At 71.2% G+C, this 16,523-nt stretch carries 19 protein-coding genes; 10 read left to right on the forward strand and 9 right to left on the reverse strand.

What is annotated here, in order from left to right; genetic code table 11:
• The first annotated feature begins 37 nt into the window (after positions 1-37).
• From E1266_RS02615 to E1266_RS02630, 4 genes are all read left to right on the forward strand, one after another.
• On the forward strand, positions 38-709 hold the full coding sequence (locus tag E1266_RS02615) for a sigma-70 family RNA polymerase sigma factor (RefSeq protein ID WP_132043306.1): 672 nt from the start codon (positions 38-40) through the stop codon (positions 707-709).
• Positions 710-900: 191 nt separating this feature from the next.
• Positions 901-1,083 (forward strand): hypothetical protein, encoded by a 183-nt coding sequence (locus tag E1266_RS02620; protein WP_132043308.1) that lies wholly within the window; start codon positions 901-903, stop codon positions 1,081-1,083.
• Between the two features lie 14 nt (positions 1,084-1,097).
• A complete protein-coding gene (locus E1266_RS02625) occupies positions 1,098-1,970 on the forward strand; it encodes an HAD-IB family hydrolase (protein WP_132043310.1) in 873 nt (290 codons plus the stop codon).
• A gap of 27 nt (positions 1,971-1,997) precedes the next feature.
• Complete coding sequence (locus tag E1266_RS02630; RefSeq protein ID WP_132043312.1) at positions 1,998-5,183, forward strand: BTAD domain-containing putative transcriptional regulator; 3,186 nt, start codon at positions 1,998-2,000, stop codon at positions 5,181-5,183.
• On the opposite strand, the gene E1266_RS02635 is transcribed toward E1266_RS02630, so the two are convergent.
• Both E1266_RS02635 and E1266_RS02640 read right to left on the reverse strand, forming a co-directional pair.
• Positions 5,161-5,946 carry an ABC transporter permease gene (locus E1266_RS02635; RefSeq protein ID WP_132043315.1) on the reverse strand — a complete coding sequence of 262 codons (786 nt, stop codon included), beginning with the start codon at positions 5,944-5,946 and terminating at the stop codon, positions 5,161-5,163. The two genes, E1266_RS02630 and E1266_RS02635, sit on opposite strands and share 23 nt — an antisense overlap.
• Positions 5,943-6,929 carry an ATP-binding cassette domain-containing protein gene (locus tag E1266_RS02640; RefSeq protein WP_132043317.1) on the reverse strand — a complete coding sequence of 329 codons (987 nt, stop codon included), beginning with the start codon at positions 6,927-6,929 and terminating at the stop codon, positions 5,943-5,945. Before E1266_RS02640 ends, E1266_RS02635 begins: the two co-directional genes overlap by 4 nt.
• Positions 6,930-7,183: 254 nt before the next feature.
• Here E1266_RS02640 and E1266_RS02645 point away from each other — a divergent pair, with 254 nt between their 5' ends.
• Positions 7,184-8,500, forward strand: coding sequence for a HAMP domain-containing sensor histidine kinase (locus E1266_RS02645; protein ID WP_132043319.1), 1,317 nt, complete (start codon positions 7,184-7,186; stop codon positions 8,498-8,500).
• Between the two features lie 15 nt (positions 8,501-8,515).
• On the opposite strand, the gene E1266_RS02650 is transcribed toward E1266_RS02645, so the two are convergent.
• Both E1266_RS02650 and E1266_RS02655 read right to left on the reverse strand, forming a co-directional pair.
• A complete protein-coding gene (locus E1266_RS02650) occupies positions 8,516-8,971 on the reverse strand; it encodes a nitroreductase family deazaflavin-dependent oxidoreductase (protein ID WP_243718189.1) in 456 nt (151 codons plus the stop codon).
• A 97-nt stretch (positions 8,972-9,068) separates the two neighbouring features.
• Positions 9,069-9,416: a VOC family protein gene (locus tag E1266_RS02655; protein ID WP_132043321.1), complete on the reverse strand. Its 348-nt coding sequence runs from the start codon at positions 9,414-9,416 to the stop codon at positions 9,069-9,071.
• Positions 9,417-9,536: 120 nt separating this feature from the next.
• Between E1266_RS02655 and E1266_RS02660 the strand changes: the two genes are divergently transcribed.
• The 3 genes from E1266_RS02660 (at position 9,537) to E1266_RS02670 (ending at position 11,633) form a co-directional block, all read left to right on the forward strand.
• Entirely contained in the window at positions 9,537-10,337 is an 801-nt protein-coding gene (locus E1266_RS02660) for an NAD(P)-binding domain-containing protein (RefSeq protein WP_132043323.1), read from the forward strand.
• Between the two features lie 48 nt (positions 10,338-10,385).
• Positions 10,386-10,745, forward strand: coding sequence for a helix-turn-helix domain-containing protein (locus E1266_RS02665; RefSeq protein ID WP_207945381.1), 360 nt, complete (start codon positions 10,386-10,388; stop codon positions 10,743-10,745).
• A 105-nt stretch (positions 10,746-10,850) separates the two neighbouring features.
• A complete protein-coding gene (locus tag E1266_RS02670; protein WP_132043327.1) occupies positions 10,851-11,633 on the forward strand; it encodes a phytanoyl-CoA dioxygenase family protein in 783 nt (260 codons plus the stop codon).
• Positions 11,634-11,994: 361 nt separating this feature from the next.
• Here the strand turns inward: E1266_RS02670 and E1266_RS02675 are convergent, their stop codons facing one another.
• The 5 genes from E1266_RS02675 to E1266_RS02695 form a co-directional block, all read right to left on the reverse strand.
• Positions 11,995-12,177 (reverse strand): hypothetical protein, encoded by a 183-nt coding sequence (locus tag E1266_RS02675; RefSeq protein ID WP_132043329.1) that lies wholly within the window; start codon positions 12,175-12,177, stop codon positions 11,995-11,997.
• Between the two features lie 49 nt (positions 12,178-12,226).
• Positions 12,227-13,045, reverse strand: coding sequence for a GSU2403 family nucleotidyltransferase fold protein (locus E1266_RS02680; RefSeq protein WP_207945382.1), 819 nt, complete (start codon positions 13,043-13,045; stop codon positions 12,227-12,229).
• Positions 13,042-13,860, reverse strand: a complete 819-nt coding sequence (locus E1266_RS02685; protein ID WP_132043333.1) for a hypothetical protein — start codon at positions 13,858-13,860, stop codon at positions 13,042-13,044. Before E1266_RS02685 ends, E1266_RS02680 begins: the two co-directional genes overlap by 4 nt.
• A gap of 607 nt (positions 13,861-14,467) precedes the next feature.
• Positions 14,468-14,662: a DUF397 domain-containing protein gene (locus tag E1266_RS02690; RefSeq protein WP_132043335.1), complete on the reverse strand. Its 195-nt coding sequence runs from the start codon at positions 14,660-14,662 to the stop codon at positions 14,468-14,470.
• Positions 14,659-15,471 carry a DUF5753 domain-containing protein gene (locus E1266_RS02695; protein ID WP_132043337.1) on the reverse strand — a complete coding sequence of 271 codons (813 nt, stop codon included), beginning with the start codon at positions 15,469-15,471 and terminating at the stop codon, positions 14,659-14,661. The genes E1266_RS02690 and E1266_RS02695 overlap by 4 nt, the downstream gene beginning before the upstream one ends.
• 329 nt (positions 15,472-15,800) lie before the next feature.
• Here E1266_RS02695 and E1266_RS02700 point away from each other — a divergent pair, with 329 nt between their 5' ends.
• Positions 15,801-16,127 carry an ATP-binding protein gene (locus E1266_RS02700; RefSeq protein ID WP_132043339.1) on the forward strand — a complete coding sequence of 109 codons (327 nt, stop codon included), beginning with the start codon at positions 15,801-15,803 and terminating at the stop codon, positions 16,125-16,127.
• A complete protein-coding gene (locus E1266_RS02705; protein WP_132043341.1) occupies positions 16,106-16,480 on the forward strand; it encodes a hypothetical protein in 375 nt (124 codons plus the stop codon). Before E1266_RS02700 ends, E1266_RS02705 begins: the two co-directional genes overlap by 22 nt.
• The last annotated feature ends 43 nt before the right edge of the window (positions 16,481-16,523 follow it).

Consider the following 16,523-nt stretch of genomic DNA (forward strand, 5'->3'; position numbering starts at 1 on the left):
TCACGCCGGAGGTCGCGTACGCCCCGAGGAGAACTGCATGAGCAGCCTGACCCTCGATGCCGGGTTGCTCCCGATCCCCCGGCTGTTCCGGGAGAGCGCCGCCCGCGCCCCCGGGCACGCCCCCGGCCGGACCATCGACAAGGCCGCCGACAGCGACCGGGCCGAGGTGCTCAAGGCCCTGGTGCTGCGGGCCCGGGACGGCGACGCCGAAGCGTTCGGGTGCCTCTACGACCACTACGTCGAGCTGGTCTACCGCTACATCTACTACCGCGTGGGGACCCACTCGCAGACCGAGGACCTCACCAGCGAGACGTTCCTCCGCGCCCTGCGCCGGATGTGCGACTTCCACTGGCAGGGCAAGGACTTCGGGGCCTGGCTGGTGACGATCGCGCGGAACCTCGTCGCCGACCACTTCAAGTCCGGCCGCTACCGGCTGGAGATCTGCACCGCCGAGCTCGTCGAGCCCGACCGGCACCAGGAGGGGCCCGAGCGGACCGTCCTGGACGCGATGACGAACCGCACGCTGCTGCAGGCCGTCCGGCGGCTCGGCTCGGAGCAGCAGGAGTGCGTCGTCCTGCGGTTCCTGCACGGGCTGTCGGTCGCGGAGACCGCGCTGATCATGGACAAGAAGCCGGGCGCGATCAAGGCGCTGCAGTACCGCGCCGTCCGGTCGCTGGCCCGGATGCTCCCGCCCGACCTGCTCCGTTAGCCCGCGTGGAGCCCATGCCCCGGCCATGAAGGGGTAGTGCGCGGCCTCGCCGCAGGCTTCGGCGGGCCGCGCGGCGGGCATCATTGAAAGGTCTATCAATCTGATCACCGGGCCGTAACCCGCGCCGCCGCACGATCGTTTTGCGGGCAGGAGCGCGTTCGCGTCCGGATACCGCAAGGGAGCGGCTGTTGATGACCGGGCGAGGGAAGATCGCCGAGCATGGGAACGCGCTGGCCCGGCTGCGGGTGGGCGACGCGGGGCCGGACCCGCGGTTCCGCGCCTCGCTGCGCGAGCGGCTCATGGCGGCCGCGAGCGGCCAGGGTGACGACGGTCCCAATCACGGGCGGCGCGACGATCTCGGGCAAGGGGGTTGACTAGGCTCGGCCCCATGCGGCGATTCTGGCAGCGCGCCAAGGACGAAGATCACAAGAGCGCCGGGGAGGTCGCCGCGGCCGCGGCGGCCGAGCCCGAGCCGCTTCCGGAGCCCGATCCGTCCGCGGCGGCGTTCTTCGACGTCGACAACACGATGATGCGCGGGGCGTCCATCTACTACTTCGCGCGCGGCCTCGCCGCCCGCAAGCTGTTCACGATGCGCGACCTCGCCATGTTCGCCTGGGGGCAGGCCGCGTTCCGGCTGCGCGGCACCGAGAACTCCGAGCACATCGGCAGCGCCAAGGAGGCCGCGCTGTCGTTCGTCGCCGGCCAGCGGGTCGACAAGATCGTCGCGCTCAGCGAGGAGATCTACGACGAGGTCATGGCCGACCGGATCTGGCACGGCACCCGGACCCTCGCCCTCCAGCACCTGGACGAGGGCCAGCAGGTCTGGCTCGTCACCGCCACGCCCGTCGAGGTCGCCCGGACGATCGCGCACCGCCTCGGCCTCACCGGCGCGCTCGGCACCGTCGCCGAGACGCGCGACGGCCTCTACACGGGCCGGCTCGTCGGGAACCTGCTGCACGGCCCCGCGAAGGCCGAGGCCGTCCGCGCGCTCGCGCAGCGCGAGGGCCTGGACCTGGCGCGCTGCGCCGCCTACAGCGACTCGATCAACGACCTGCCGATGCTGACCGCCGTCGGCCACCCGCACGCCGTGAACCCGGACCCGGAGCTGCGCGCGCACGCCAGGGAGAACGGCTGGCCCGTCCACGACTTCCGCACCGGCCGCAAGGTCACGATGGTGGCGCTGCCCGTCGCGGCCGGCGCAGGCGCCGTCGCGGGCGGGGTCTTCGCGGGCGTCGCCCTCCGCCGCCACTACCGCACCTGACCGCCCCCGCGGGCTTAGCCTTCTCCCGTGGCCGTCGAGCTGAGGTTGCTGTCGCGGGTCTCCTGCCGCGGGCGGGACGTCTCCGGCCCCCGGCTGCGCGGCCTGCTCGCGCTCCTGGCGGACGAGCCGCGGGCGGGCGTGCCCGTCGCCCGCCTGGTCGAGGGGCTGTGGCCGGACGGGCGTCCGGAGAACCCCGCCAAGGCGCTCCAGGTCGTCGTGTCGCGGGCCCGGTCGCAGTTCGGGCCGGACGTCGTCGTGCGCACCCCGGCCGGGTACCGGCTGGGGCTGGACGAGTCCCGGGTGGACGCCTCGGCCGTGCTGCTCGCCGCGTCCGCGAGCGCGCGGTGCTCCCGCGAGGGCGACCACGCGGGCGCCCTCACCCGCGCCGAGGAGGGCCTCGCCCTGTGGGACGCGCCCCCGGGTCCGGGCACCGGCGACGACCCCCTGTCAGCGCTGCGAGCGGCACGGACCCCGGCGTACCGGGCGCTGGCGCGCACCCGCGCCCTGGCGCTGGCCCGGCTCGGCCGGCACGCCGAGGGGCTGGACGCGCTCACCGCGGTGGCCCGCGAGCATCCCCGCGACGAGGAGGTCCTCGGCGCACTGCTGCGCTGCGAGGCGGCGACCGCGGGGCCGTCCACCGCGCTGACCAGGTACGAGACCTACCGGCGCGCCCTGCGCGACGAGCTCGGCGCCGATCCGGGGGCCGCGCTCCAGGACGTCCACCGGGAGCTGCTCCGCGCGGACGCCCCGGCCGTGCGGACGGGTGTCGCGCACGAGCCGAACCCGCTGCTCGGCCGGGCGGGCGACCTCGCGGCCGTGCTCGACCTGGTGCACACGTCCCGCGTCACATCGATCGTCGGCGCGGGCGGGCTCGGCAAGACGCGGCTCGCGCACGCGGTGGCGCGCGACGCCCCGCAGCGGTCCGTGCACTTCGTCCCGCTCGCGGGCGTCGCCCGGGACGAGGACGTCGCGGCCGAGGCGGCGTCCGTCCTCGGCGCCGGCGACCCGCGCCGCGCCGCCCCGGGCCGCCCCGGCGGGACGGGCGGCCCGCTCGCCGGGATCGCCGAGGCGCTCGGGCCGGGTCCCGTGCTGCTCGTCCTGGACAACTGCGAGCACGTCGTCGGCGGCGTCGCCGGCCTCGTCGGCGGCCTGGTGGCGATGACCCGGGACCTGCGGGTGCTCACGACGAGCCGCGCGCCGCTCGGCCTGTCGTCGGAGTCGGTGTACCCGCTCCCCGCGCTGGGCCTGCCGACGGCCGTCGAGCTGTTCCGGCAGCGCGCGCGTGCGGCACGGCCGGGCGCCGCCGTCCCCGCGGACGCCGCTGCGGAGCTGTGCCGCCGCCTGGACGGCCTGCCGCTCGCCGTGGAGCTGGCGGCGGCGCGCGTCCGCGTCATGTCGGTGCCGGAGATCGCCCGCGGGCTGGACGACCGGTTCGCGCTGCTGCGGGGCAACGCGCGTGACGCGCCGTCCCGGCACCGGACGATGCACGCCGTCGTGGAATGGAGCTGGAACCTCCTGTCTCCGTCCGGGCGGGCGGCCATGCGAGCGCTGTCGGTCTTCTCCGCCGGTTTCACCGCCGACGCTGCACGCCCCCTCGTGGACGGCGACGTCCTGGAGAGCCTGGAGGACCTCGTCGTCCAGTCGCTGCTCGAAACGACCGAGGGCGAATCGGGGACGCGGTTCCGGATGCTGGAGAGCGTCCGCGAGTTCAGCGCGGCCCACCGCGACGCCGAAGGCGAGACGGACCGTGCGATCGGCGGGCTCCTCGCCTGGGCGCGGGGGTTCGGGGCCGCGCACCAGGAGTCGCTGTTCGGCGCCGAGCCGTTCGCCGCCCTGGCGCGCGTCCGGGTCGAGCAGGACAACCTGGTGCAGGCGCTCCGCCACGCCCTCGCCCGGGACGACCGCCCGGCCGTCGCGGCGGTGGCCGCCGTGCTCGGCGGCCTGTGGACGCTGGAGGCCGCCTACAGCCGGATGATCACCATGGCGGAGGAGACGGCCGGGCCGCTGAGCCGCTTCCGTCCCGGCCCCGGGGACGTCGAGACGGCCCGGACCGCCCTCACGCTCAACGTCCTGACCGCGCTGCTGATGAAGGGGCCGCGGCCGACGCGGACCCTCGTCGCGCTGCGCCGCCTGCCGCCCGCCGCGCCGACCGGCTTCATCCAGGCCATGGCGGCGGTGCTGGCGGCCGGGCCGGAGATCCTCGACCCGGACGGCGGCGCGGCCGTCCTCGACCGGATGCGCGCGAGCGACTCGCCGGCCCTCGCCGCCATCGCGAACTGCGTCGCCGGCTACATGAGGGAACGCGACGGCGACCTGACCGCGGCGCTCCGGGCCACCGAGACAATGCTCGCGGCGTCCGGCGAGCCGCGCACCCCGTGGCTCACGCTGCTCGCCCACTCGCGGGTCAGCGAGCTGCTGCTGCAGCTCGACCGGGACGAACGGGCTTCGCACCACCTGCACGTGTCCCTGGACCTGATCGAGCACTACGGATGGCACGACAGCTTCGGGCTGCTGTGGGCGCTCGCCGCCGCCGACCTCCGCCTCGGCCGCCTCGACCGGGCCGAACGCCGGCTCGACCAGTCGCTCGTGTCGGGCCACGACGAGACGTTCGGCACCGCCACCTTCCACCTGGGCGCCCGCGCGGAGATCGCCTTCGGGCGCGGCCGCACCGCGACCGGCCTGCGGCTCTGGCGGCGGGCGGTCGAGCGGCTCACCTGCGACGAGGACCCCATGTCGGCGCCCGGCCTCGACCCGTGGACGCTCGAAGCGCACAGCGTCACCGTCGTCGCCCACGCGCGGCACGGCCGGCTCGACCTCGTCGAGGACATCGCGGCCGGGCTGCCCGCCAAGCTGTCCGCCCTCCTCGCCCACCCGCAGGACACGATGCCGTCGTTCCTGATGGATCTCCCGCTCTGCGGCGGCGTCCTGCTGGCCCTGGCCCTCGCCGACCTCGCCCGCGCGGGCGGCACCGCCGAGGCCCCGCCGGACGTGCGGGCGCGGGCGGCGCGCACCATCGCGCTGGCGGACCGGCTGTATTTCGTCCGGTCCTTCCAGCCCACGATGTCACCGTCGACGGCCCGCCGCACCGCCGAGGACGCCGACCGGCGGGCGTACTCCGCGGCCGTGCCGGAGTACGCCCGCCTGGACGGATGCGGCCTGCGGGCCGCCGCCCGCGACCTGGCCCGCGAGCTCAGCGCGGCGCCTTCCGGTTGAACAGCACCTTCGAGCAGGCGTAGCCGGCGACGGCGAGCCCGGCGCACCACGCAATCGAGACCGCCGCGTCCCGCCCGCTCGGCGTGCCGGCCAGCAGCCCCCGCAGCGTCTCGTTGACGGGGGTGAACGGCTGGTACTCGGCGAACCACCGCACCCCGGCCGGCATCGACTCCGGCGGGACGATGGCGCTGCCGACGAACGGCAGGAACTGGATGATCAGCGGCGAGTTGCTGGCGCCCTCCGGGTTCTTCGCCAGCAGCCCCAGGGCGACCGCCACCCACGTCAGCGCGAACGTGAGCAGCACCAGCAGGGCGATCGCGGCGAGCCAGTCGAGGACGCCTCCGCTCGTCCGGAAGCCGAGCGCGACCGCGAGCCCGATCACGGCGGCCGTGCTGAGCACCGTCTGGATCATGCTGCCGGCCACGTGCCCGGTGAGCAGCGACGCCCGCGCGATCGGCATCGTCCGGAACCGGTCGATGATGCCCTCGGTCATGTCCAGGGAGACCGACACCGACGTCGTCATGCACCCGGACGCGACGGCCATCAGGATGATGCCCGGCGCCACGTAGCCGATGTAGCCGCCGCTCGCCGCCCCGCCGACGCCCGCGCCGAGCGCGTTGCCGAACACGCCGACGAACAGCAGCATGATGAAGACCGGCACCATCATCGTGCCGATGGACAGCGACGGGTAGCGCAGCGCGTGCCGCAGGTTGCGGCGCAGCATCGTCGCGGAGTCCGCCGCCGCCCGCCCGACCGCCGTCATCGCGCGACCGCCTCGTTCTCGGGGCGCCCGGTGAGGGCGAGGAAGACGTCGTCCAGGTCGGGCGTGTGCACGGACAGCCCGCCGACCTCGATCGACGCGTCCTCCAGCCGGCCGAGCAGGGCCCGCAGCGACCGGACGCTCCCGTCGCCCGGCACCTGCAGGGTGAGCGCCTCGTCGTCCCGTGTGACCGCGTCCCGTGTGACCGCGTCCCGCGTGGCCGCGCCGAGCGTCCGCGCCGCCGCGTCGAGCTCCGCGGGGCCGTCGAACCGGAGCCGGACGTGCCCGCCTGGGACCAGCCGCTTCAGCTCGTCCGCCGTCCCCTCGGCGACGAGCCGGCCGCCGTCGAGCACCGCGATCCCGTCGGCGAGGTGGTCGGCCTCCTCCAGGTACTGCGTCGTCAGGAAGATCGTCACGCCGCTCCTGACCAGCCCGCGGATGATCTCCCACATCGTGCGGCGGCTCCGCGGGTCGAGCCCGGTCGTCGGCTCGTCCAGGAAGATGATCCGGGGGTTCCCGATGAGCGTCATCGCGAGGTCGAGGCGCCGCCGCATCCCGCCCGAGTACGTGGCGGCCGTGCGGTTCGCGGCGTCCGCAAGGTCGAGCCGCTCCAACAGCTCGTCGGCGGCCCTGCGCCCGGGGGCCTTGCCCAGCCGGTGCAGGTCCGCCATCAGGATGAGGTTCTCCCGGCCGGTGAGCAGCCCGTCCACCGCCGAGTACTGCCCCGTCACGCCGATCGCCCTGCGCACCCCGTCGGGGTCCTGGACGAGATCGCGTCCCGCGATCCGCGCCTCCCCCGCGTCCGCGGGGATCAGCGTGGTCAGGATCCGCACCATCGTGGTCTTGCCCGCGCCGTTCGGGCCGAGCAGCGCGAAGACCGTGCCGCGCGGCACGTCCAGATCGATCCCGTCGAGGACGGCCTTCTCCCCGAACGCCTTCCTGAGGCCGGCCGCATATATGGCCGTTTGCCGTGCTTCGGTGTTCATGTGCGGAAGCGTGCGGCCGCCCGCCTTCAACCGGCTTTCACCCCGGTTTCACCGGGGCGTCGGCCGCTCCACCGGTTCCGCCTGCCCGCCGCCACGGGCGGCCTGCCCTGCGGGTCGGCACCGCGTGTGTTGTGTGACGGTCTGGGCCTCGGGGTAGGGGCGGCTCAGTAGCACCTGGTGTCTGCGAGGGGGGCGCCTTGAGCTGGAGGCATCTGCCGTTACGGATGAGCACGGCTTTGACGGCCTCGGGCGTCATGGCTGCAGTGTCGGCCTCGGTCACCATGCTGTTCCTCAGCCTGCTGAGCAGGCACCGGGCCTTGGCGGGGCGCGAACGCGTCCACAACGCGATCGACAACACGTTCTTCCTCCTGCGGCGGGGCGCGTTGCCCGAGGCGCTCCCCACCCTGCCCGGGCACGAGATGCAGGTGCTCGACGCGCGCGGCCGGGTGATCTCTGCGACGCCGGCCTTGCGCGGCAGGCCCCGCATCGCCGCCTTCGCCCCCGAGCGCGGGCATATCAATGCCCAGCGCACGGTGCCCCTCCCCGCTTCCGTGGGCGGGCACATGAAGATCTTGGCGGTGCGCATCGAGCCCAAGGCGCATCGCCACCACTACGGCCGCGGTTCGATGCTGGCGTACATCGCGTCCCCGGAGATCCCCTGGTACGCCTCACGGCGCAGTGCGCTGGCCGCGACCGCGGCCGCGGCACTGGCGACCGCGGGCGCGTTCGCGGTCGCCTACCGTTCAACGGCCAGGGCGCTGTCCCCGGTCGAGCAGGTGCGCGCGGAGTTCGCCGAGATCACCGCCACCGACGTGAGCCGGCGGGTCCCGGTGCCCGACCACCAGGAGTTCCGGGCCATGGTCCAGACGCTGAACTCCACCCAGGACAGCCTGGAGGCCACCGTCACCGACCTGCGGCAGTTCACCTCCGCGGCGTCCCACGACATGCGCAGCCCGCTGGCCGGGATCCGCCTCCTCCTGGAGGAGGCCCTCCTATACCCCGATGAGGTCGACTGGCCGCAGGTCGCCCACGACACGCTGGCCGCGGTCGACCGCCAGCACGCGATCCTGACCGACCTGGTCGAGCTGAGCCGCCTGGACTCCGGCGAGCCCCTCCACATGCAGTCCACCGACCTGACCGACCTGACCGACGCCGAACTCCGGCACCGTCCGTCCGGCCGCATCCCCATCACCTCGGACCTGCGCGAACACCTGACCGTCGAGTGCGACCGGGACCTCATCTGCCGCGTCCTGGCCAACCTGCTAGACAACGCCGACCGCCACGCCGCGACCTGGATCAAGGTCAGGGTCGGGCGCAGCACCCAAGGCACCGCCGCCGAACTGGAAGTGTCCGACGACGGGGACGGCATCCCACCCGACCAGCGCGAAAAGGTCTTCGAACGCTTCGTCCGCCTGAAGTCCTCCCGCGAGCGCGACCCCAACGGCACCGGACTCGGCCTGCCGATCAGCCGGCATATCGGCAGGCTCCACAACGGCACCCTCACCGTCGAACCCAGCCACCCCCCAGGGGCCCGCCTCCTTATGCGCCTGCCCCTCTCCCAACCTCAGTAAGGGCGCTTCAACGTCTCACCGCGGGGTGAGCCGCACCACCGGGTACTCCCGCTCGGACTTGCTCTGGTACTTCGCGATGCGCGGCTGGGCGGCGGCGATGCGCTGCCACGCCTCCTCACGGTCGGCACCTTCGAGCCGCTGCGGCGTCACCGGAACGGCTCCGCGGCCGGGCAGCTCCATGGACGCCCGGTCGGCGTGCGCCATCAGATTGGTGAACCAGTCCGGGTGCCGGTCTCCGCCGCCCGACGCCACGATCAGCCGCGCGCCTTCCTCGTCGGGGAACCACGCCACCGGCGTCTCCCGACGCTCCCCGCTCCGCTTGCCCACCGTGTGCAGGATCAGGACGTCCATGCCCATGACCTTGCCGCGTCCCTTGCGGACTTTGCGGTTGATCCGCGCGTTGGCCCGATGCTGCATCCACCGCGAAACCGCCCCGGGCCCGCCCGACTTCTCCTTCTGCCCCTGCGCCACCGTCTACCTCCGCCGATCGGTCGATGTCCTCGACAACAAACCTAGAAGTTCCCAGGTCAAGGCGGCTTCTTCATTCCTGACCGACCTGCCGGCCTTGTCAGCGGTGGCCCAGCACGTTGACCACACGGCCGTTGGGGTCGCGGACGAAGAACCGGCGCACTCCCCACCCCTCGTCCTGCAGGGGATGCACGATCTCCGCGCCGCCGTCCCGCATGGCCGCGTAGACCGCGTCCACGTCGTCCACCTCTACGCTCATGTCGGCCGTGACCGGAGCGGTTTCGTCCCTCGTGAAGAAGCTGATCTGCGCTGTCGGATTGGACGGGGAGGCGAGCGTCACGACCCACCCCATGTTCATGACCTCCTCGAAGCCCAGCAGCTCATAGAACTCCCGGCTCTCCGGCACGACCTCAGACTGGATGTTGGGCACCACACGGCGAATGGTCATCGACAACTCCAATAGAGAAGGTCCCGGCCATCTCGCCTGGCCAGGCGCCTAACCTTCAGGTAATCACGCACCTCAAAGTGCGTTCTTGTGGTCTGCGTCGCCCCGCTGAACAGTGGATGCATGAACACGCAACGAATCAGCGTCCTCGGTCTGGGGAGCATGGGGCGCGCGCTCGCGAGCACGCTCCTGAAGGCCGGCCACGAGGTGACGATCTGGAACCGCACGCCAGGTAAGGCGGGCGTCCTCCGCGCACGCGGTGCACGGGAGGCGCCGAGCCTGGAGGAGGCGATCGAAACAAGTGACCTGACGCTCGCGTGCCTCCTGGACGACGCCAGCGTCCGCGAAACGCTGGCACCGGCCATAGGGAAGTTGACCGGCAGGACGATCGTCAACCTCACCAGCGGCTCAGCACGGCAGGCCCGCGAACTCGCCGGATGGCTTGAGAAGGACGGGGTGCGCTTCCTCGCCGGCGGCATCCTGGCCGTACCTCCGGCGGTGGGAACGGACGAAGCCGTCATCCTCTACAGCGGCCCACGCGACCTGTTTGACCACGTGGCCCCCGCACTTACGCCCCTTGCCCGTCCGCACTGGGTGGGCGAGGACCACGGCTACGCCGCGCTGTACGACATGGGCGCGCTGAGCGGCATGTACGGCATGATCGCCGGGGTGAGCCACGCCGCTGCACTGGTCCACGCGGAAGGCGGCGACGTGGAGACGTTCACCCGCGAGGTGCTCCAGCCGTGGATGGAGCAGATGCTCCCGCTCATGTTCACCGAACCCGACCCGGACGAGTCCAACGCCGAGATGCAGGCGACCGGCCTGGAGACGATGATCTCCACGTCCGAGGAGGCGGGGGTGCCAGGCGACCTGGCCGGCCACCTGCGCGCCTCACTCTGGGAGATGCGACGCGCCGCCGCCTGACCCGGACGTACAGCTGCAGGGCGGGGCATCGCGACTACCATCGGGTGGATGCGCAACCCGCCCTACATCTGTGCCCTCGACGCCGCGATGGACGTCGTCGGCGGCAAGTGGAAAGCGCTGATCCTGTGGGCGCTGGACGAGCGGCTCCACCGATTCGGCGAGTTGCGCCGCAGCCTTCCCGGCGTCAGCGAGAAGGTCCTCACCCAGCAACTGCGCGAGCTTGAGGCGGACGGGATCGTCCGGCGCACGGTCTTCGACGAGACCCCGCCCCGAGTCGAATACGAACTGACCGACGAGGGCGCCGCCCTCCACGCGGCCCTGGCTCCCTTGGGCGACTGGGCCGCACGCCGCATGCACGCCCTAGCCATCACCCCCACCCACGGAAAACCCCAACCCGAGCCGTCGTAGCACTCGGCGAAGCGGGCGAAGCCAGCCTCAACTGGTACGCATCCCTAGCCGTTGCCGTTCGATAATGGTTGGTGAGGGCGGCGCTTCCGGGTGCATCGTGTGATCATGCTTGACGACGCGCAGGTGCAGGCGTTCATCGAGGACGGCTTCGTCCGGATCGAGGGCGCGTTCCCCGGGGAGGTCGCGGACGAGTGCCGCGCGATCATCTGGCGGGATCTCGGCGCCGACCCCGGTGAACCGGCCACGTGGCCACGCCCGGTGGCGGCGCGCCCGGACTACGCCCAAGCGCCGTTCGTAGCCGCAGCCAACACGCCCCGCCTTCATGCCGCGTTCGACGTCCTGGTGGGGAAGGGCCGTTGGAGTCCTCGCGCCACCCTGGGCGGGTTCGTGATCCGCTTCCCCGGAGACGAACCGGCCGTCGTCGACGGCTGGCACGTCGATGTGAGCTACCCCGGCCCCGACTCAGCGCCGGACGACTACATGACCTGGCGCGCGAACGTCGCGTCCAGAGAACGTGCGCTGCTGATGTTCTTCCTGCTCTCGGACGTCGGACCGAACGACGAACCCACCCGGTTGCGCCCCGGTTCCCACCTGGACGTGGCACGCGTCCTCGAACCCGAGGGGGAACATGGACTGGACGCCAGAGAACTGGCCCGGCGAGCAGATGCTGCCACCGGACACCTCCCCACGGCCCACGCCACTGGCAGCGCAGGCGATGTCTACCTGTGCCACCCGTTCCTAGTGCACGCCGGCCAACCGCACGCCGGAAAGCACCCGCGTTTCCTAGGCCAGCCGAAACTCAGCCCGTCGAAACCCAACTGGCTCAACCTCGCCGGCGAACCCCTCTCCCCAGTCGAAAAGGCAATCACCCAAGCCCTCACCCAGTGACGCGAACCGGCCCGCAACTTCCCACCTGACGCGCTCCAGCCAGGATGGTTGCTACATGCGCAACGTGGACGACTACCTAGTCGACCGAGGTGACATGCTCGATGGAGACCACACCAAGGCACTACGCGACGGCGTCCGCGAACTGCGGCTCCACCTGGAGGACACGGCCCTAGCGAATCACCTACTGGCTACCGAGCGGCCCTGGTCGTTCAATCGTCTTATTGACGGTGTTCCAGGTAGTGGACACCGCCTGGGACAAGGTGCGCGCGCAGCCCTGGCCCGCCCCCGAACCGGGCAAAGCGGAATGCATTTTCCCCACCAGCCGTGCGAATCGGACAGGGCGCGGGTGAGGGGTGATGCATCAATTCACAAAAGAAATCACCGCTGAATGCGATTCGACGGTCGTGCTCGAACCCACCGAGCGGGCCCGGCCATGGCGCGGCGGTTTCTCGCCGGGCGGTTCGCCGAGCGGGGCATCGCCGACGACCACGACGGGCGGCTCATCGTCTCCGAGCTGGCCACGAACGCGCTCGTCAACGGGCACGGGCCGATCGACTCAACGGGGTCACGATGGACGACGTCGCCGAGTACAACTAGGCCAGGCTGTCGTAGGCGGTGAGCAGGTCCTCTGTGAGGGCGATGAGTGAACCGATGACCGTAGCGGGATCTTCCAGAACTCCCACGGCCTGGGCGGCCAGGGTGGCGAGGGGGCCGTCCGGGTCGGTTCCGTGGTCGCGGAGCGCGTGGACGGCCTGGTGTGTGGTCTCCTCGGAGAGCGGGTCGGCGGTCAGGTCTGCGAGGCGCCGGGCGAGGAAGTCGGTGTCGGTGGTCTGGAGCAGGCGCAGGATGTCGAGGCCGTCCTTGGGCCGGAGGCGAGCTTGGCCGCGCCGTTCCTCGATTTTGATCAACTTGGCGACCAGGAGCGCCGCCGGGCCGGCGACTCGTACCGTGGAGGTGCGCTTGTCCGCATCGTCGAGTGCGGACAGTTCGTGGTCCTCGAAGTCCACCAGGGCTGCTTCGAGTCCGGCGGTCCGGCGGGCGACCCGATTTCCGTGGACCGGGAGGCGGGCGCCGCGACGGCCGCCGGAGCCGCTGAGCGCTTCGGGCACCATCAGGTCGACGGCGACTCCGTGCGCGCCGACCCATGATCCGGGGTTGGGGCCGTTGAGGAAGCCGGCCGTGCGCAGGGCGTCTTCGAGGAGGGGGCGGTCTCGGAGGCGGTTCGGGGCCAGGGCGATGTCGGCGTCCGTGGTGGTGGGGGCGACCGCCAGGTCGGCGTCTCCGGTGTGCAGGTACACCGCTTGAGCGCCCACCAGGACGATGGCCTCACGGTGTGCGCCCAAGGCGTCGAGCGCGTCGAGCAGGACGCCGCGGGCCAGGATGTACTCCTTCGGAGGGCGGTCTTGCTTCACTGGGCCCATTCCTTGTCCTTGGTCGCGAGAAAGTCCATGAGCTGCCGCCCCTCTTCCGGGGAGCGTCCGGGGCCGGTGAGCAGGTCGGCGGCCGTCTGGCCGGCGCTGACGTGAAGAAGTCGGTCGCGCACGATGGATTCGCGGTAGACGACCCGGTCTGACGGTTCGATGAGCAGCACGTTGGAGCCGCGGTCCGTCGGCCGCAGTCTCAGTTCCTGCTGCGCGGTCACGACATCGTCGACGAACACCGCGAGCAACGCGAGAGGCGCCACGGCGGCCGCGTCCGGAGGCAGGTGTGCACGTAGTGCCGCCGCTCCGGTCAGCGCGTACGGCCGCCGGTAGTCCGCAAGGTCCCGGAGTACCCGGTCGATGCCTCTGGGTGCGAGTACCGGAACAGCGTTATTGGTGGTCGTCAGCCCGTAGTCCTGTGTCCACCGGTGCACGAGCGACCGCTTGCGCACCGCGACCACCGCGCCTTCGCTGTTCCGCTCGATCAGGTCCTCGCGGACGAGGAGTTCGAGCACCCGCGAGCCCGTCGCCGCGCTGACCTCCGCCCGTGCGGCCAGCTCCCGCACCCCGATGGGGACGCGGTCATCGAGCAGCGAGCGAACGATACGTGCCGCTCCCCGACCTCGCAGGGACCGCAGCCGCCGGTCCTTCGCGTCGCTGTACGGATCGCGGTCGGCTCCCCGGCGTTCCACGAACAGGCCCGGCCGGTCCAGCCGAACCCGCATGTTGCCGGTGGAGTCGTACCACCCTGCTCCGGCATCGGCGAGCAGCTCGCGGGTGCGCGGGGAGAGGTACGGGGCCGCCACCAGACGTCCCTGGCCACCTGCTCCCGGGGCGTCGATCTGCACGTGTCGGTCGAGTTGACGGAGAACCGCAGGAACGTCCCGAGGCTCCACGTTCGGCTTGGTCTCTACGAGGATCCGACCGCCTGCCTGGTCCGGCGCTCGGACCTCAAGCAGCAGGTCCACACGCTCAGGCCCGCTTCCCTTCGGCTCGCGCACCACCCCCAAGTCCCACCCTGGCGGCAACATGGAACGAAGCTCCCGCTCAAGGGCGTGCAGAAGCGCTGTTCCGCTAAGAGCCCTGTTCCACTTCATGCGGAACAGCCTACAATGCGGAACACCACAAGGTCTGAGAACTCACAGGAAGGCCCGCCGCGAGGGCACTTCCTCGGCGCCAACCGCCCTGTGCCTGCCAGAACAGATCGGCGACGGAGGGACGGCCGGGCACGGCATGTTGTGGCACAGGTCGGCGATCAACCTGATGCGCTCCAGGACGTACTCAGGCGACCAGCCCTCGGGCCTCCCCCGGCGTTCCCGGCCAGATGACGTATCTCCATGAACGCCCCGACCGCCAGCAGCGCGGCCACCTCCCGATCAAGCCTGGCCTCGCGCCGTCGCAACCTACGCGACGTTACGACCCCGATCGCTCGGCCGCGAGCCGAAGAGCGTCCCGCAACACCCCGCGAGAGACGACGAGCATCGGGCCGTGAGGATCCTTCGAGTCACGCACGGCCACCTTGTTCTCCAAGTTGGCTACTTCGACACACTGACCGCCGGAACTACCGCTGCGCCTTGACTTACGCCAGACAAGCTCACTTTTCATCATTGCCACTTCTCGTCGATGGTTCGCTTGATCAGGTCCACGCTCATTCCAACAGGTAGGGCTTGCGTGCCGATCGCGTTGAACCTTTCTTTTAGCCTGGAGATGTCCTCTCGATCCTCGATCATGATCCCACGAAGCGCAGTCTCTGCAAAGGCGATCTCCTCGCCGCCCAAGAGGGTCGCCACTGTGAAGGTCCCCTCGTTGCCCGGGTGGGGTGCCCCGTTCGGAACGACCTGGACACTCAGGCGGGGGCCGACCGCTTTCACGAGGTGCTGAAGCTGAGCGCGCATCACCTCTGGGCCGCCCACATCGTTCCAGAGGACGGTCTCGGGGAGTAGGTAGATGATGCGCGGCGGTTTGGGGTTGGTCCGGGTGAGGATGGCCTGCCGCGCCAATCGCGCGTCGATTGCCTCGCGGTCGCCGAACAGGAGTGTGCTTGCGTAGTCCTCTGTCTGGAGCAGTCCATAGATGACTATGGGCTCGTAGACCTTGAGGGTTCCGGCGTCTTCTTCCACGGTGGGCCACTTGCGGAACCATTCGGGGAAGCCGTCCTTCTTCTTGCCGAACAGGCCGTCGTGTAGGTGGGCCAGGGCCTCCTTGGTGTCTAGGACGGCGTCGCAGTGTTCGGCGAAGGTGCGTTCGCAGTGGGATTCGGCCCGTTCGACCGCGCCGATGAAGGACGGGCTGTAGGGGATCTTGTCCGCGAGCTGCTTGATGCTGTGGTTCGCCAGCGCACGGTACCTGCGGACTTCCGAGCCGAACAGGTCGAGGGCGCTGTTCGACGGGGTGAGTCGCTTGGGGGGCTGCGGCATTTCAGTTCTCCCGATGACCAGTCATGGCCCATGACGACCAGTGAATGCCAGGCCATGCTCCGAGTTTGCCTTGTGACGTCGCGTACGCATTCACCAGCATGACACTTTGCGCGATGCTCGGCCACGGGTCAACGGAAAAGGAGGTCGAGATGTTCGAGGCGATCGTTTTGACAGTTCCCCCCGAATCGGGCAAAGCGGAATGCATTTTCCCCACCAGCCACCCGAATCGGACAGGGCGCGGGTGAGGGGTGATGTATCAATTCACAAAAGAAATCGCCGCTGAATGCGATTCGACGGTCGTGCTCGAACCCACCGAGCAGGCCCCGGCCATGGCACGGCGCTTTCTCGCCGGGCGGTTCGCCGAGTGGGGGATCGCCGACGACCACGACGGGCGGCTCATCGTCTCCGAGCTGGCCACCAACGCGCTCGTCCACGGGCACGGGCCGATCGTCCTCCGTGTGTTCCGGGACGAGCGCGACGGACTGCCGGTGATCGAAGTCTGGGACGGCGGCGAGGGGCAACCGGTCATGCGGGCGGAGAACTACGCGGCGACGGACGGGCGGGGCCTGCTGATGGTGGCCGATATCGCGCACGACTGGGGCGTCCGGCCGCTGGTGGAAGGAGGCAAGATCGCGTGGGCGAAGTGCGGGCTCTGATCGTCCGGGCGGAGCGTCGGCTGCTGCGGTGGCGCACCCGGCGCGGCCACCGGACGGCGGCGCGGTACCTGGACGATCTCGCCACGGCGCTCGCCCCGCAAGGGTGGCGCTTCGAGAAGTTCTACCGGCGCGAGGAGTTCGCCGTCCCCGTTCCGCTGCTGTGGGTCCACGCGCAGGCGACGAAGGACGTCGGCATCGTCGTCAGCGTCCTCGCCACCCCCGGCCGCACGTGGGCGTACCACGAGGCGCAGTGGGGGCGGCGCGGCTACCTTTGCCTCTGCGGCGATCCTGAGGCGGCCGCCGCTCAGATCGACCGGCTCCTCAAGCACCGGCTCTTCCCGTCCACCTGGTGACCACCGGGCCGCGCCGTCCATGATCGAGTCATGCGGGTAAGGG

The organism is Actinomadura sp. 7K534 (genome assembly GCF_004348575.1).
Lineage (GTDB): Bacteria > Actinomycetota > Actinomycetes > Streptosporangiales > Streptosporangiaceae > Spirillospora > Spirillospora livida.

Bases quoted from the DNA above. Each gene is read 5' to 3' on its own strand.
- E1266_RS02615 (WP_132043306.1), top strand. From the start codon at position 38: ATGAGCAGCCTGACCCTCGATGCCGGGTTGCTCCCGATCCCCCGGCTG.
- E1266_RS02620 (WP_132043308.1), top strand. From the start codon at position 901: ATGACCGGGCGAGGGAAGATCGCCGAGCATGGGAACGCGCTGGCCCGG.
- E1266_RS02625 (WP_132043310.1), top strand. From the start codon at position 1,098: ATGCGGCGATTCTGGCAGCGCGCCAAGGACGAAGATCACAAGAGCGCC.
- E1266_RS02635 (WP_132043315.1), bottom strand. From the start codon at position 5,946: ATGACGGCGGTCGGGCGGGCGGCGGCGGACTCCGCGACGATGCTGCGC.
- E1266_RS02640 (WP_132043317.1), bottom strand. From the start codon at position 6,929: ATGAACACCGAAGCACGGCAAACGGCCATATATGCGGCCGGCCTCAGG.
- E1266_RS02645 (WP_132043319.1), top strand. From the start codon at position 7,184: ATGGCTGCAGTGTCGGCCTCGGTCACCATGCTGTTCCTCAGCCTGCTG.
- E1266_RS02655 (WP_132043321.1), bottom strand. From the start codon at position 9,416: ATGACCATTCGCCGTGTGGTGCCCAACATCCAGTCTGAGGTCGTGCCG.
- E1266_RS02660 (WP_132043323.1), top strand. From the start codon at position 9,537: ATGAACACGCAACGAATCAGCGTCCTCGGTCTGGGGAGCATGGGGCGC.
- E1266_RS02665 (WP_207945381.1), top strand. From the start codon at position 10,386: ATGCGCAACCCGCCCTACATCTGTGCCCTCGACGCCGCGATGGACGTC.
- E1266_RS02670 (WP_132043327.1), top strand. From the start codon at position 10,851: ATGCTTGACGACGCGCAGGTGCAGGCGTTCATCGAGGACGGCTTCGTC.
- E1266_RS02690 (WP_132043335.1), bottom strand. From the start codon at position 14,662: ATGATGAAAAGTGAGCTTGTCTGGCGTAAGTCAAGGCGCAGCGGTAGT.
- E1266_RS02695 (WP_132043337.1), bottom strand. From the start codon at position 15,471: ATGCCGCAGCCCCCCAAGCGACTCACCCCGTCGAACAGCGCCCTCGAC.
- E1266_RS02700 (WP_132043339.1), top strand. From the start codon at position 15,801: ATGGCACGGCGCTTTCTCGCCGGGCGGTTCGCCGAGTGGGGGATCGCC.